This window comes from Pseudomonas sp. Arb-4-2C (genome assembly GCF_055755015.1).
On the sequence record NZ_CM146899.1, the window covers coordinates 548190 to 562856 of the forward strand.

Genomic DNA, 14667 nt, shown 5'->3' on the forward strand with positions numbered 1-14667 from the left:
GCAAAAGCCTTAAGACGGGCGCAGACCGCGTTCCAGCCAGAGACGGCTGGCGAGGGTGACCACGCCATCGAGCAGCAGGGCCAGCAGTGCGGTGCACGCAGCGCCGAGCAGCAGTTGCGGCTGATTGTTCAGGGCGATGCCAGGGAAGATCAGGCTGCCGAGGCTGTTGGCACCGATCAGGAACGCCAGTGGCGCAGTCCCGACGTTGATCGCCAGCGCCACACGCACACCACCAACGATGATCGGCACGGCGTTGGGCAATTCGACTTTCCACAGCACCTGGCGCGGGGTCATGCCGATGCCGACGGCCGCTTCTTTCAGCGAGCCCTGCACGTTTTTCAGGCCTTCGTAGGTGTTGCGCACAATCGGCAACAGGGAGGCGAGGAACAGAGCGAAGATCGCCGGGCCACTGCCGATGCCGAGAATGCCCAGGGCAATCGCGAGCACGGCCAACGGTGGCACGGTGTTGCCGATATTGAAGATCTGCATGAAGCGTTCGGCACGTCCGACCATGGTCGGGCGACTGAGGAAGATGCCAGCGGGGATGCCCACGACAAGGGCGGCCAGCATTGAAGCGAGGACGAGAATCAGATGAGCTTGCAGGTAAAACAACAAATCGTCGCGGTAGTGTTCGATCGTGTTGATGCCGATCCAGTGGACCAGCAGGGCCAGGAGCGCGATCACCACCGCACCTCCCATCAGCCCTTTGCCATAGCGGATAGCCACAGGCGGACTCCTTTTTTTATAGTCGGCGAGCGCAGTCCCGTGTGGCATGCCGTACATGGCTGCCGGGAGAGTCGTTCGCGAAAAGTAGCCGTTTTTCAGAGCCGGCAAAGCGGTCTGAAAGCGAGCCATGAGCGCAGCCTCGTCAGGCTAACTTGCTGATTTTTCAGCCCCTGACGAAATGTCGTAACAGGGGATGGACGTCTCCGTGCTTTAAAAGGTTCCCATCCGGGGCAGCATTTGGCCACCCTTAATGTGCTCAACGGTTCGGTTATTGCATCGACTTGGGCTATAATCGCGGCCCTTTTTTGAATCACCGCCAGGCGATTTCCCATGACCAACCAGGCCGCCGAAGTCGCGAAACGCCGCACTTTCGCCATTATTTCCCACCCCGATGCCGGTAAAACCACGATCACCGAAAAGCTCCTGTTGATGGGCAAGGCGATTGCGGTGGCCGGTACGGTGAAATCCCGTAAATCCGATCGCCATGCGACATCCGACTGGATGGAGATGGAGAAGCAACGGGGTATTTCCATTACCACGTCGGTCATGCAGTTCCCGTATCGCGAACACATGATCAACCTGCTCGACACCCCGGGCCACGAAGACTTCTCCGAAGATACTTACCGCACCCTGACGGCGGTGGACTCGGCACTGATGGTCCTCGACGGCGGTAAAGGTGTAGAGCCGCGTACCATTGCGCTGATGGACGTCTGCCGTCTGCGTGACACGCCGATTGTCAGCTTCATCAACAAACTCGACCGCGACATCCGCGACCCGATCGAACTGCTCGACGAGATCGAAGCCGTTCTGAAGATCAAGGCGGCGCCGATCACCTGGCCGATCGGTTGCTACCGCGATTTCAAGGGCGTGTACCACCTGGCCGACGACTACATCATTGTCTACACCGCCGGTCACGGTCACGAACGCACCGAAACCAAGATCATCGAGAAGCTCGACTCGGACGAGGCGCGTGCGCACCTGGGCGACGAGTACGACCGTTTCCTCGAACAGCTGGAACTGGTGCAGGGCGCCTGCCACGAGTTCAACCAGCAGGAGTTCCTCGACGGTCAACTGACCCCGGTGTTCTTCGGTACTGCACTGGGCAACTTCGGTGTCGACCACGTGCTTGACGCGGTAGTGGACTGGGCACCGCGCCCGCTGGCCCGTGTCGCCAACGAGCGTACCGTCGAGCCGGTCGAAGAGAAGTTTTCGGGCTTCATCTTCAAGATCCAGGCGAACATGGACCCGAAACACCGTGACCGTATCGCCTTCATGCGCATTTGCTCCGGCAAGTACGAAAAAGGCATGAAGATGCGCCACGTGCGCACCGGCAAGGACGTGCGCATCGGCGACGCCCTGACGTTCTTCTCCTCCGAGCGTGAGCAACTGGAAGAGGCGTACGCCGGTGACATCATCGGTCTGCACAACCACGGCACGATCCAGATCGGCGACACCTTCAGCGAAGGCGAAGTCCTCGGCTTCACCGGTATCCCGCACTTCGCCCCTGAACTGTTCCGCCGCGTGCGCCTGCGTGATCCGCTGAAGTCCAAGCAACTGCGTCAGGGCCTGCAGCAACTGGCTGAAGAGGGCGCCACTCAGGTGTTCTTCCCGGAACGCAGCAACGACATCATCCTCGGCGCCGTCGGTGTGCTGCAGTTCGATGTGGTCGCCAGCCGCTTGAAAGAGGAATACAAGGTCGAGTGCTCGTATGAGCCGATCACTGTGTACTCTGCGCGCTGGATTGAATGCGCTGACAAGAAGAAGCTTGAGGAATTCTCTAACAAGGCTGTGGAGAACCTGGCGTTGGATGGTGGTGGTCACCTGACCTATCTTGCGCCGACGCGGGTTAACCTGGCGTTGATGGAGGAGCGTTGGCCGGATGTGAAGTTCCGTGCGACGCGTGAGCATCATTAAGCGTTGAGGTGTTTTGTCTGAAACCCCTGAGGTGTATGCCTTGGGGGTTTTTTTGGGGCTGTTTGTCTTGGCGGCCTTTGGGCCGACCATGTTCTTGGGGGGTGGGGGTATATCCGTTTCTGTGGGTGGGGCGGGTGGCGGTTCCGCTCTTACAGCGGGTCACTTTTTCAGACGCCAAAAAGTAACCAAAAGGCTGGGCCCCGGCGTTCGGCCCTCGCTTAGGCTCGGGTTCCTTCGTTACGGGGTTCATCCGGGGGCATCGTCTACGGTTTGCTTCGCTGCACCTCCTCTCGATGTGTTTGGCTGCGCCAAACGGTCGCTGCGCTCCCACCCCCGGATAAACCCCTCCACTCAGCCTGCCGAAGGGGCCTTGCAGATCAAGATCAAGAGCTGCAGCCGAGCTTGCGCTCATCCTGTTGAGTGGGGCGGCTTTGCCGCATGGAGGCGGCCTGACAGCCGACCAATCCCCCACTGAACACACCCATTCCCACTGTGGGAGCGAGCCTGCTCGCGAAGGCGGCCTACGAGCCGACCAATCCCCACCTGAACACACCCAAATCCAATTGTGGGAGCTGGCCTGCCAGCGAAGGCGGCCTGAGAACCGACCAACCCCCAACTGAACACACCCACTCCAACTGTAGGAGTGAGCCTGCTCGCGATGGCGGCCTACGAGCCGACCACCCCCCACCTGAACACACCCAATCCAACTGTGGGAGCTGGCCTGCCAGCGAAGGCGGCCCGACAGCCGACCAATCCCCAACTGAACACACCCGTTCCCACTGTGGGAGCGAGCCTGCTCGCGATGGCGGCCTACGAGCCGACCAATCCCCACCTGAACACACCCAATCCAATTGTAGGAGTGAGCCTGCTCACGAAAGCCGCCCAACAGCCAGCCATTTTCCAACTGAGAGCTCTCAATCGAATTGAGCGACCGAAGGCTACGATGTTTTGATCTTCAAAAGATCGCAGCCTGCGCCAGCTCCTACAGGGGCTTGTAGGGCGGCTCTGTTTTTTGTGTTTACGATGTTCTTGAGCGCGACAACCGGGTCGTTGACCGTTAGTGTTCCAGGTCCACGCAAGTCGCTTTGAGAGGTCAATGGAATGACGCGCAACCTCGTCCATCTGCTTCGCCCCAACGGCTATTTCAGTCTGATGGCCTGGGTGCTCGCGGCGTTGCTGTTCATCAATCGGCTGAGCAGCATGGTCAAGCTGTTCATGGCGTTGTATCTGCGTCAGGAGCTGGGACTGGCGATCGAGACGGTTGGCTGGCTGTTGTCGGCTTACGGTGCGGGGTTGTTGGTCGGTTCGATGCTCGGCGGGCTGCTCAGTGACCATGTGCGGACGGCGCGGTTGACGGCGGCGCTGTTTTTCGTTTCCGTGTGGGTGCTGATTCTGCTCGGGCTGGTGACGCAGGTGCCGCTGTTGGCGGGGTTGCTGTTGCTCAGCGGCACCGTCGATGGCGCGATTCGTACGTTGCACCAGCGCTTGATCATGGAGTATTGCGAGCCTGCGCAGCGCCCGCGCGCTCAAGCCCTGAGCCGGGTGGCGCGTAACCTTGGCATGGCCGCCGCCGGTATTGCCGGCGGGGTGTTGGCGCAGACGGATTTCCGCTGGGTGTTTTTTGCCAGTGCGGCGATGACGCTGTTGGCGTTGCTTTGGTTTGTGCGTACTACCTGGCGCTGCGCGGTACTCGAGCCCGATGAGGTTCCCGAGGCTGGCACTGGCGTGCCGTTGCGCGACACGGCGTTTCTCTGGCTACTGGCGGCGGCGGTGTTGCTCGGGATGGCCTTCGATACCGTCTACAGCACGCTAGGCAATTATCTACGCGACTACTACCACTTGAGCACCGAGGCCATCGGCTGGCAGTTCGGGCTCAATGCGATGCTGGTAGTGGCGCTGCAAATTCCACTGACGCACTGGGGCGAGCGTTGGGGCTTGCGTCGGCAATTGCTGGCGGGTTGTGTGTTGCTGGCCGTCGGGTTGGGAATGTTGCCGTTTGGCTCTGGATTGTTTTATGTGTGTTTGTCGACGGTGATCTGGACATTGGGTGAAGCTTTTTTCATGCCGCCGATGAATGTACTGGTCATGCAGCATGCGCAGGGCGGTAAAAGCGGCCAGTATTTTGGCCTGTTTTTCATGAGCTGGAGTGCGAGCGCATTGCTGTCGCCGGTGTTGAGTGGTCAGCTGTATGGGCACTTCGGCGGCCACAGCGTGTGGTTTGCCAGTGCGACGCTGGCGCTGATGACCTTGCCGTTGGTCTACCTTGCGACACGCTCATCAACCCGGGCCAAGGCGCTCGCTGTCCGCAAAGGCGTGACCTCGCTTAGCTGATTCGGTTATAGCGATTATTCACAAGTGATCTGCCAAACCGGGGCATTTCCGGGGGCTCGTTAGCGTCCTATCTGGTGAACCGGGCTGATCGGAACTAGATTTCATTCAGCGCCGGATCGGCACCCCAGGCTACAACCACGAAAGGATGGAATCAGCTATGAGCATTTTTCAACGCATTGTGCTGTTGCTTAAGGTTTTGGTGATGCTGTCACTGGGTACGTCTGCAGCCTGGGCGAGTACCGCCAGTCCTCAGCAGGGTTTCAATGCAGCGCATGGGCACGGTGGTGTGATCGTGCTGGCCAAGTCCGAATCCGAACCAGGTGATCAGGATCAGGGTGGCAGCAAGGACGATGATGATTCGACCACTGACGAGCCAGACACCGACGATGATGATGGCGACAGCCAGTCGTAAATCGCAGGCAAAAGAAAACCCCTTCTTCCCCCGACTGATGCGCAATCGAGGGCGAAGGGGCTTGGTTAACGCTTTGGCTACAACTCAAGTCTCTTGTGGGAGGGGGCTTGCTCCCGGAAGCGGTGAATCAGTCACGTTCATCTTCGACTGTCACACCGCATTCGCGAGCAAGCCCGCTCCCACAATTTCGTCCGCCGTTATCAGGCGGCGCCGTCGAGGAACTGTTCGGCGTAGTGGCAAGCCACCTGCCGGCTGTCGAGCTGGCGCAATGCCGGCTCTTCAGTGCTGCAACGCTCGGTGGCATACGGGCAGCGCTTGTGGAACGCGCAGCCAGCTGGCGGATTGAGCGGGTTAGGCAGTTCGCCGACGATCTTGATTTTCGGTTTGTTCGGGTCCGGGTGAATGGTCGGAGTCGCCGACAGCAGCGCCTGGGTGTAAGGGTGCAACGGACGTTCGTAGATGTCGTTTTTCGGACCCAATTCCACCGGGCGACCGAGGTACATCACCATCACGTCATCCGCCACGTGTTGCACCACCGCGAGGTTGTGCGAAATGAACACGTAAGCGGTGTTGAACTCTTGCTGCAGATCCATGAACAGGTTCAGCACCTGCGCCTGAATCGACACGTCCAGCGCCGAGGTCGGTTCATCCGCCACCAGCACTTTGGGTTGCAGCATCATCGCCCGGGCCAGGGCGATACGCTGGCGCTGACCACCGGAGAACATGTGCGGATAGCGCTGGTAGTGCTCGGGACGCAGGCCGACCTGTTTCATCATCGCCTGAACTTTCTCGCGACGTTCGGTGGCCGACAGGTTGGTGTTGATCAGCAGCGGCTCGGCCAGTTGATCACCGATTTTCTGCCGTGGGTTCAACGACGCGTACGGGCTCTGGAACACCATCTGCACGTCTTTGCGCAGTTGCTTGCGCTGGGCCTTGTCGGCACCGGCGACTTCCTGGCCGGCGATTTTCAGCGAGCCGGACGATGGCTCCTCGATCAGGGTCAGGGCACGAGCCAGGGTGGATTTGCCGCAGCCTGATTCGCCTACAACCGCGAGGGTCTTGCCGGCTTCCAGCTCGAACGATACGCCGTTGAGGGCGCGCACGGTCGCGTGGCCCTTGAACAGGCCACGGGAGACTTCGTAGTGACGGGTCAGGTCGCGGGCGGTAAGTACGACGGCCATTACGCCACCTCCTGGTTCAGCGGGTAGAAGCAGCGGGCGAGGCTGTTGGCTTTCGGATCCAGGCCTGGACGCTGCGCGCGGCAGCTGTCCTGCACGTATGGGCAGCGCGGCGACAGCAGGCAACCCTGCGGACGGTCGTAACGGCCCGGAACGATGCCCGGCAAGGTCGACAGGCGTGAGGCGCCCAGGCTGTGCTCGGGAATCGCCTTGAGCAGCGCTTCGCTGTACGGGTGCGCCGGGATGTCGAACAGTTGCGGTACCTGACCGACTTCTACGGCTTGGCCGGCGTACATCACGCACACGCGCTGGGCGGTTTCAGCCACGACCGCGAGATCGTGAGTGATCAGCACCAGGCCCATGTTCTGTTCTTTCTGCAACGCCAGCAGCAGATCCATGATCTGTGCCTGAATCGTCACGTCGAGTGCGGTGGTCGGCTCGTCCGCGATCAGCAGTTTCGGTTCGCCGGCAATCGCCATGGCAATTGCCACACGCTGGCTCATGCCGCCGGACAGTTGGTGCGGGTAAGCATCCATACGGCTGGCAGCGCCCGGGATTTCAACTTTTTCCAGCAGTTCGATCGCACGTTTGCGCGCTTGCTTGCCGGACATTTTCAGGTGCAGGCGCAGCACTTCTTCGATCTGGAAACCGACGGTGTAGCTTGGGTTGAGCGCGGTCATCGGGTCCTGGAAGACCATCGACAGGTCTTTGCCGACGATCTGCCGACGCTGGCGATTGCTCAGCTTGAGCATGTCCTTGCCGTCGAAGCTGAGCGAGTCAGCGGTGACGATGCCGGGATGCTCGATCAGCCCCATCAGCGCCATCATGGTCACGGATTTACCCGAACCCGACTCGCCAACGATGGCGAGTACTTCGCCTTTGTCGACCTTCAGGTCGAGGCCATCGACCACCGGGGTCGCGTTCTTGTCGCCGAAGCGGACGTTGAGATTCTTGATTTCTAGCAGTGACATGGGAATCTCCTCAGGCGGCGTTCTTGAGTTTCGGGTCCAGCGCATCGCGCAGACCGTCGCCCATCAAGTTGATTGCCAGCACGCTGAGCAAAATGGTCAGACCCGGCAGGCTCACTACCCACCAGGCGCGTTCGATGTAGTCGCGGGCCGAGGCCAGCATGGTGCCCCACTCAGGGGTTGGCGGTTGTACGCCAAGGCCGAGGAAGCCCAGCGCCGCAGCGTCGAGAATCGCCGAAGAGAAGCTCAGGGTCGCCTGTACGATCAGTGGTGCCATGCAGTTGGGCAGCACGGTGATGAACATCAGGCGTGGCAGACCGGCACCGGCCAGGCGCGCGGCGGTCACGTAGTCGCGGTTCAGTTCGCCCATCACGGCGGCACGGGTCAGACGCACGTAGGACGGCAGCGATACCACGGCAATGGCGATCACGGTGTTGATCAGGCCAGGGCCGAGGATGGCGACGATCGCCACGGCCAGCAGCAGCGACGGCAGGGCCAGCATGATGTCCATCAGACGCATGATGGTCGGGCCGATCATTTTCGGGAAGAAACCGGCGAACAGACCCAGCAGGATCCCCGGGATCAGCGACATCACCACCGACGACAGACCGATCAGCAGCGACAGGCGCGAACCCTGGATCAGGCGCGACAGCAGGTCGCGACCCAGTTCATCGGTGCCGAGCAGGAACTGCATCTGCCCGCCTTCGAGCCACGCCGGTGGCGTCAGCAGGAAGTCACGGTATTGCTCGCTCGGGTTATGCGGCGCGACCCACGGCGCGAAGATCGCGCAGAAAATCACCAGCAGCATGAACAACAGGCCGGCAACCGCGCCCTTGTTCTTGGAGAAGGCTTGCCAGAATTCTTTGTACGGTGACGGGTACAGCAGGCTTTGATCCGCGCTCGGGGCGGAAGTGGCTACTGAGGATGTTGGAGTGCTCATGATATGGACCTCAGCGCTGATGACGGATGCGTGGGTTGGCAAAGCCGTAGAGGATGTCCACTACGAAGTTGACCAGAATCACCAGGCAGGCGATTAACAGGATGCCGTTTTGTACGACCGGGTAGTCCCGGGCGCCAATGGCTTCGATCAGCCATTTACCGATGCCGGGCCAGGAGAAGATGGTTTCGGTCAGGACCGCGCCGGCCAGCAGTGTGCCGACTTGCAGGCCGACCACGGTCAGTACCGGGATCAGCGCGTTGCGCAGGCCGTGCACGAACACCACGCGCGACGGCGACAGGCCTTTGGCCCGTGCGGTGCGGATGTAGTCTTCGCGCAGTACTTCGAGCATCGAGGAACGGGTCATCCGCGCGATCACTGCCAGCGGAATGGTGCCGAGCACGATGGCCGGCAGGATCAGGTGATGCAGGGCGTCGAGGAACGCGCCCATGTCATCGGCCAGCAGCGTGTCGATCAGCATGAAGCCGGTGCGCGGCTCGATGTCGTAGAGCAGGTCGATCCGCCCGGAAACCGGGGTCCAGCCCAGGCTCACCGAGAAGAACATGATCAGGATCAGGCCCCACCAGAAGATCGGCATCGAATACCCCGCCAGGGAGATGCCCATCACCCCATGGTCGAACAGGGATCCTCGCTTGAGTGCCGCAATCACCCCGGCCAGAAGGCCCAGGACACCGGCGAACAGCAGGGCGGCCATGGACAGTTCCAGGGTCGCCGGGAAGAGGGAGGTGAACTCGGTCCATACGCTCTCACGCGTACGCAGGGACTCGCCGAGATCGCCGTGGGCCAGTTTGCCGATGTAGTCCAGGTACTGGGCATACAACGGCTTGTTCAGACCAAGGCGTTCCATTGCCTGAGCGTGCATTTCGGGGTCGACCCGACGTTCGCCCATCATCACTTCCACGGGGTCGCCAGGGATCATGCGAATCAACGCGAAAGTCAGCAGGGTGATGCCGAAAAACGTGGGGATCAACAACCCCAGTCGGCGGGCAATAAAACTAAACATCTTGTGTGGTACCTCATCAGCCGGTTAGGCGTGCCCGGCGACCCTGGGATCAGGGAGGCCGGGAGTTTCTTATCTACTTCACCTGGGTGGTGGCGAAGTTATTGGTTGTCAGAGGGCTGATGTGATAACCCTCTACGTTGTTGCGCATTGCGGTAAACATCCGGGTGTGGGCCATGCTGATCCACGGTTGGTCCTGATTAAACAACACCTGGGCCTGTTCGTAGAGCTTCGCGCGTTCGGCCGGATCTACTTTAGCCCGTGCTTCGTCCAGCAGCGCCTGGAATTTCTCGTTGCACCAGCGAGCGTAGTTTTCGCCGTTCTTGGCCGCCTCGCAACTGAGCATAGGCGTCAGGAAGTTATCCGGGTCGCCGTTGTCGCCCGCCCATCCGGCCGACACCATGTCGTGCTCGCCGTTCTTGGCGCGTTTAAGCATCTCGCCCCATTCCATCACGCGGATGTCGACCTTGATGCCCACTTTCGCCAGGTCGGCCTGCATCATCTGTGCGCCGAGCATCGGGTTCGGGTTGGTCGGGCCACCGCCGTTACGGGTAAACAGGGTAAACACGGTGCCTTCCGGAACGCCGGCTTCCTTGAGCAGGGCGCGGGCCTTGTCGAGGTCGCGTGGCGGGTTCTTCAGGTCGTGGTTGTAGCCCAGCAGCGTCGGCGGGTACGGGTTGACCGCCACCGAGGCGTTGCCTTTGCCGAACAGCGCGTTGACATAGGCTTCCTTGTCGAAGGCGATGTCGATGGCCTTACGCACGCGCACGTCGCTCATGTATTTGTGCTGGGTGTTCATCGCGATGTACGAGACGGTCATCGCGTCCAGCTCATCGACTTTCAAGTTGCTGTCTTTCTTGATGCTCGGGATGTCATCCGGTTTCGGATACAGCGCAACCTGGCACTCGTTGGCCTTGAGCTTCTGCAGGCGTACGTTGTTGTCGGTGGCGATCGCCAGAATCAGCGCGTCGGCTGGCGGCTTGCCACGGAAGTAGTCCGGGTTGGCCTTGAAGCGCACCTGCGCATCCTTGGCGTAACGCTGGAAGATGAACGGGCCGGTACCGACAGGCTTGTTGTTCAGGTCGCCGGTCTTGCCGGACTTGAGCAACTGGTCGGCGTATTCGGCCGGGTAGATCGAGGAGAACGCCATCGCGATGTCGGCCAGGAATGGCGCTTCGCGGCGGGTCAGGGTGAACTTGACGGTGTTGTCGTCGACTTTCTCGACGTTTTTCAGCAGTTCCTTGAAGCCCATGCTCTCAAAGTACGGGAAGCCCACACTCGACAGTTTGTGCCACGGGTGATTCGGGTCCAGTTGACGCTGGAAGCTCCAGACCACGTCGTCGGCGTTCATGTCGCGGGTCGGCTTGAAGTATTCGGTGGTGTGAAACTTGACGCCTTTGCGCAGGTGGAACGTGTAGGTCAGGCCGTCTTCGCTGATGTCCCAGGATTCGGCCAGTGCCGGAATCACTTCGGTGGTGCCGGGCTTGAAGTCCGCCAGACGGTTGAAGATGGTTTCGGCCACAGCGTCCGCCGTGACTGCAGTTGTGTACTGGACCATATCGAAGCCTTCCGGGCTGGCTTCGGTGCAGACCACCAAGGGTTTGGCCGAGACGCCGATGGCGGCGCTCAACAACGCAGCCGCGACGGCCGCACGTAGGGGAAGCATTTTCATCGATAACCCTCTGCAATCGGTTGAAGACAAAAAACCGAACGGCCGACTCTTCATGAGTCAGCCGTCGGTTGGCGTTTTTTACAGGATGTTGAATGGAACAGTGGTCACGAGACGGAACTCGTTGATGCTGCCGTCAGCCTGGTTTTCGCTGGCGCGGTGAGCGGTGTAGGTGCCACGAATGGTGGTCGCCTTGAGTGGACCGCTCTGTACCGCATAGGTAGCACCGATGCCGTATTCATAGTGGTGCTCACCGTCCATGTTGCGTACGTCGTACGCGGTGCCGGTGTAGTGAGTACCGTCGATGCCCCAGCCGCGCGCCTGGTAGATGTTGAACTTCAGGCCTGGCACGCCGTATTCGGCCATGTTCAGACCGTAGGCGACCTGGAAGGATTTCTCGTTCGGGCCGTTGAAGTCGGACAGCAGGGAGTTGGCCAGGTAGATGCCGTTGGTTTCGTGCAGGTAGTCGAAGTACTCGTCGCCGTTGATGGCCTGGTACGAGAAGGTCAGGCTGTGGGCCTGGTGAGTCAGGCCGAACGACAGCGAGTAGGTGTCGTTGTCGATTTCGCCCATCTCTTTTTTGCCGGTATCGACCGTCTTGTAGTAGTTCAGGCCGGTGGTCAGGCTCACGATGTTGCTGTCACCCAGTTCATGGGTGGCGCCGAAGTAGTACTGGTTCCAGAAGTCTTCTACCTTGGAGGCGTACAGGCTGGTCTTCAGGCTTTTCAGCGGCTGGTAGTTCAGGCCGACGATGCTTACGCGATCGGTCTCGGCTTTGTTGTTGGTGTACTCGGAGCGGAACTTCGACAGGCTCTCTTCGGTACGCGGCGATACGCGGTCGAAGCTGCCGGCGTCGAACGACAGGTTGTTCAGTTCTTCGCTGTGCAGGCTCACACCTTCAAAGCTCGAAGGCAGCGCACGGTTGCCGATGGTGTCGACGATCGGGGTGCTGAAGTTCTGGCGACCGGCGGTCAGAGTGGTGTTCGACACACGGAACTTGACGTTGGCCAGGCCCAGTTTGCTCCACTGGCCTTCAGCGTCGCCGCCTTCTTTGGTCAGCGTACGGTTGTTGCCCGCGCCCGGACGCGAACCCGGTGCACCACCGTTGTTGGAGGCCAGATCCTTGCGATCACGCTCCAGCGCCACGGCGTTGTAGGCGGCTATTTCAGTGCTGACACCGACGGTGCCCTGAGTGAAGCCAGAGTTGAAGTTGACGATGGTGCCCTGCACCCAGTTGATACGACGGTCAGTCGGGGTGGCGACGCCGTCCTTGCGGTAAGTGAACTTGCCACCGCGCTTGAGTTGCTCGTTGGCGTACCAGTTACGGGTGGTGCCGCTGATTGTCGAACCTTCGAGGAAACCGGTGGCGTCAGCCTGGGCGCTTTTCTCGTTGACGGTCACCGGGGTGAACGCCTGGCTCTGTTCCTCGGCATAAGCCGAGGCGGTGATGCTGCTGATGGCCAAGGCCAGTATCGCGGTGCTGCTCAGTTTCATGGGTGAAGCTCCTTTACTTTCTTTTTATGCCGGCTTTTTTGGGTTGGCCGGTTATTGGTTTAGAACTCATTCACACATCGCAAACGTTTGCAAAAGGCCGGATCGGCGAATTTCGGCAAAGCGCTTGCGTGAGGGGGATAGACGGCCCCCCTCAGCGTTGCGGCTAATCGGTTGGGTTAATCGATACTGACGCCCGAGAATACGTTGCGACCGAAGGGGCTGACTTTGAACCCTTCAACCCTGGCGCTTAACGGCTGGTTGACCGTCGAGTGGGCGACAGGCGTGATCGGCACTTGCTGCTTGAGCAACTGCTGAGCCTGTTTGTAAAGCGTGGTGCGCTGGTCGCGGTCGGTGACGACCTTGGCCTCTTTGATCAGCTTGTCGTACGCCGGGTCGCACCACATGGAGTAGTTGTTGCCGCCAATGGCGTCGCAGCTGTACAGGGTGCCCAGCCAGTTGTCCGGGTCCCCGTTGTCACCGGTCCAGCCGATCAGGCTGATGTCGTGTTCGCCATTCTTGGTGCGCTTGATGTATTCGCCCCATTCGTAGCTGACGATCTTCACTTTCAGACCGATTTTCGCCCAGTCAGCCTGGAGCATTTCGGCCATCAGTTTGGCGTTCGGGTTGTAGGGACGTTGTACCGGCATCGCCCACAGGGTGATCTCGGTGCCTTCTTTGACGCCGGCAGCCTTGAGCAGCTCGCGGGCTTTTTCCGGGTTGTAGGTGGCGTCCTTGATACTGTCGTCGTAGGACCACTGGGTCGGCGGCATGGCGTTGACGGCCAGTTGCCCGGCGCCTTGATAAACAGCGTTGAGAATCCCTTGTTTATTCACCGCCATGTCCAGCGCCTGGCGCACTTCGAGCTGGTCGAAGGGCTTGTGGCGTACGTTGTAGGCGATGTAACCAAGGTTGAAGCCCGGCTTGGAAATCAGTTGCAGTTTCGGGTCGGCTTTCAGGGCTTCAACATCGGCGGGGCGCGGATGCAGGGTGATCTGGCATTCGCCGGCCTTGAGCTTCTGCACGCGAACCGACGCATCGGTGTTGATCGCGAAGATCAGATTGTCGAGTTTGACCCGGCTCGGGTCCCAGTAATGTTTATTCCCGGTGTAACGGATGTTCGAGTCTTTCTGATAGCTCTTGAACACGAACGGCCCGGTACCGACCGGCTTCTGGTTGATGTCGCTCGGCTTGCCTTCGGCCAGCAGCTTGTCGGCGTATTCGGCGGACAGGATGGCGGCGAAGCTCATGGCGATGTTCTGGATGAACGCGGCGTCGACGCTGTTGAGCGTGAACTCCACGGTCAGCGGCCCGGTCTTTTCGACCTTGGCAATGTTCTTGTTCAGGCTCATCCCGTTGAAATACGGGAATTCTGTCGGATAAGCCTTACGGAATGGCTGCTGCGGATCGAGCATGCGGTTAAACGTGAACAGCACGTCGTCGGCGTTGAAATCGCGTGTCGGTTTGAAGTACGGCGTCGTATGAAACTTCACACCTTCACGCAGGTGAAAGGTGTACTTGAGACCATCCTCGGAAATATCCCACTTGGTTGCCAGACCCGGTACGACGTTGGTCGCGCCTTTTTCGAACTCGACCAGGCGGTTGTACAGCGGCTCGGCGGCGTCGTTGTCGGTCGCCGTCGTGTATTGCGCGGTATCAAAACCCGCCGGGCTGCCTTCGGAGCAGAACACCAGGCTCTTGCTGGCGGCGTAACTGGCGGAGGTGGCGGCCAACAGACCGGCACCCAGCAATGCGGAAAAAACCAAGGTATGGCGCATGACGCTCCCTCTTTTTGTAGTGTTGTCCAATGCACCGCGATCCCGTCCAGGGAAGTTGAGGTTGCATTGAGCTCAATCCAGTACGTACGGCAAGCCGGTGGCCCACACAGAGACTGGTCAGAACCCGACGGTAGGGGCCGTGGGTCTGGCAGTAAATGCGTAATTGCCTTAAAACTCGTAGGAAAAGGCGACACGTCCTCTGCCGCTGCAGTCATCTGCAGCGGAATTGGCTGTAGGCAAAT

The 14667-nt window shown here is 60.0% G+C and carries 11 protein-coding genes; 3 read left to right on the forward strand and 8 right to left on the reverse strand.

The window, feature by feature from the left end; all coding sequences use genetic code 11:
- Positions 1-9 precede the first annotated feature (9 nt).
- Complete coding sequence (locus tag AC0J41_RS02345; RefSeq protein WP_172667905.1) at positions 10-699, reverse strand: ABC transporter permease; 690 nt, start codon at positions 697-699, stop codon at positions 10-12.
- 357 nt (positions 700-1056) lie between these two features.
- On the opposite strand from AC0J41_RS02345, the gene AC0J41_RS02350 reads away from it, so the two are divergent.
- From AC0J41_RS02350 to AC0J41_RS02360, 3 genes are all read left to right on the forward strand, one after another.
- Positions 1057-2640: a peptide chain release factor 3 gene (locus AC0J41_RS02350; protein WP_025110426.1), complete on the forward strand. Its 1584-nt coding sequence runs from the start codon at positions 1057-1059 to the stop codon at positions 2638-2640.
- A gap of 1101 nt (positions 2641-3741) precedes the next feature.
- Entirely contained in the window at positions 3742-4971 is a 1230-nt protein-coding gene (locus tag AC0J41_RS02355; RefSeq protein ID WP_473014466.1) for an MFS transporter, read from the forward strand.
- 157 nt (positions 4972-5128) lie between these two features.
- Positions 5129-5383, forward strand: coding sequence for a hypothetical protein (locus tag AC0J41_RS02360; protein WP_025109500.1), 255 nt, complete (start codon positions 5129-5131; stop codon positions 5381-5383).
- Between the two features lie 200 nt (positions 5384-5583).
- Here the strand turns inward: AC0J41_RS02360 and AC0J41_RS02365 are convergent, their stop codons facing one another.
- From AC0J41_RS02365 to AC0J41_RS02395, 7 genes are all read right to left on the reverse strand, one after another.
- Positions 5584-6564, reverse strand: coding sequence for a peptide ABC transporter ATP-binding protein (locus AC0J41_RS02365; protein ID WP_025109499.1), 981 nt, complete (start codon positions 6562-6564; stop codon positions 5584-5586).
- On the reverse strand, positions 6564-7532 hold the full coding sequence (locus AC0J41_RS02370; protein WP_025109498.1) for an ABC transporter ATP-binding protein: 969 nt from the start codon (positions 7530-7532) through the stop codon (positions 6564-6566). The genes AC0J41_RS02365 and AC0J41_RS02370 overlap by 1 nt, the downstream gene beginning before the upstream one ends.
- Positions 7533-7542: 10 nt before the next feature.
- Positions 7543-8469, reverse strand: coding sequence for an ABC transporter permease subunit (locus tag AC0J41_RS02375; RefSeq protein ID WP_003221608.1), 927 nt, complete (start codon positions 8467-8469; stop codon positions 7543-7545).
- Positions 8470-8479: 10 nt separating this feature from the next.
- Complete coding sequence (locus AC0J41_RS02380) at positions 8480-9490, reverse strand: ABC transporter permease subunit (protein ID WP_025109497.1); 1011 nt, start codon at positions 9488-9490, stop codon at positions 8480-8482.
- Positions 9491-9563: 73 nt separating this feature from the next.
- Positions 9564-11159, reverse strand: a complete 1596-nt coding sequence (locus tag AC0J41_RS02385; protein ID WP_025109496.1) for an ABC transporter substrate-binding protein — start codon at positions 11157-11159, stop codon at positions 9564-9566.
- A gap of 78 nt (positions 11160-11237) precedes the next feature.
- On the reverse strand, positions 11238-12650 hold the full coding sequence (locus tag AC0J41_RS02390) for an OprD family porin (protein ID WP_473014467.1): 1413 nt from the start codon (positions 12648-12650) through the stop codon (positions 11238-11240).
- Positions 12651-12826: 176 nt separating this feature from the next.
- A complete protein-coding gene (locus tag AC0J41_RS02395) occupies positions 12827-14425 on the reverse strand; it encodes an ABC transporter substrate-binding protein (protein ID WP_473014468.1) in 1599 nt (532 codons plus the stop codon).
- Positions 14426-14667: the final 242 nt, after the last annotated feature.

What these genes read in the sequence shown, in the direction of transcription:
- AC0J41_RS02345 (WP_172667905.1), bottom strand. Translation starts at nt 699, where the DNA reads ATGGGAGGTGCGGTGGTGATCGCGCTCCTGGCCCTGCTGGTCCACTGG.
- AC0J41_RS02350 (WP_025110426.1), top strand. Translation starts at nt 1,057, where the DNA reads ATGACCAACCAGGCCGCCGAAGTCGCGAAACGCCGCACTTTCGCCATT.
- AC0J41_RS02355 (WP_473014466.1), top strand. Translation starts at nt 3,742, where the DNA reads ATGACGCGCAACCTCGTCCATCTGCTTCGCCCCAACGGCTATTTCAGT.
- AC0J41_RS02360 (WP_025109500.1), top strand. Translation starts at nt 5,129, where the DNA reads ATGAGCATTTTTCAACGCATTGTGCTGTTGCTTAAGGTTTTGGTGATG.
- AC0J41_RS02365 (WP_025109499.1), bottom strand. Translation starts at nt 6,564, where the DNA reads ATGGCCGTCGTACTTACCGCCCGCGACCTGACCCGTCACTACGAAGTC.
- AC0J41_RS02370 (WP_025109498.1), bottom strand. Translation starts at nt 7,532, where the DNA reads ATGTCACTGCTAGAAATCAAGAATCTCAACGTCCGCTTCGGCGACAAG.
- AC0J41_RS02375 (WP_003221608.1), bottom strand. Translation starts at nt 8,469, where the DNA reads ATGAGCACTCCAACATCCTCAGTAGCCACTTCCGCCCCGAGCGCGGAT.
- AC0J41_RS02380 (WP_025109497.1), bottom strand. Translation starts at nt 9,490, where the DNA reads ATGTTTAGTTTTATTGCCCGCCGACTGGGGTTGTTGATCCCCACGTTT.
- AC0J41_RS02385 (WP_025109496.1), bottom strand. Translation starts at nt 11,159, where the DNA reads ATGAAAATGCTTCCCCTACGTGCGGCCGTCGCGGCTGCGTTGTTGAGC.
- AC0J41_RS02390 (WP_473014467.1), bottom strand. Translation starts at nt 12,650, where the DNA reads ATGAAACTGAGCAGCACCGCGATACTGGCCTTGGCCATCAGCAGCATC.
- AC0J41_RS02395 (WP_473014468.1), bottom strand. Translation starts at nt 14,425, where the DNA reads ATGCGCCATACCTTGGTTTTTTCCGCATTGCTGGGTGCCGGTCTGTTG.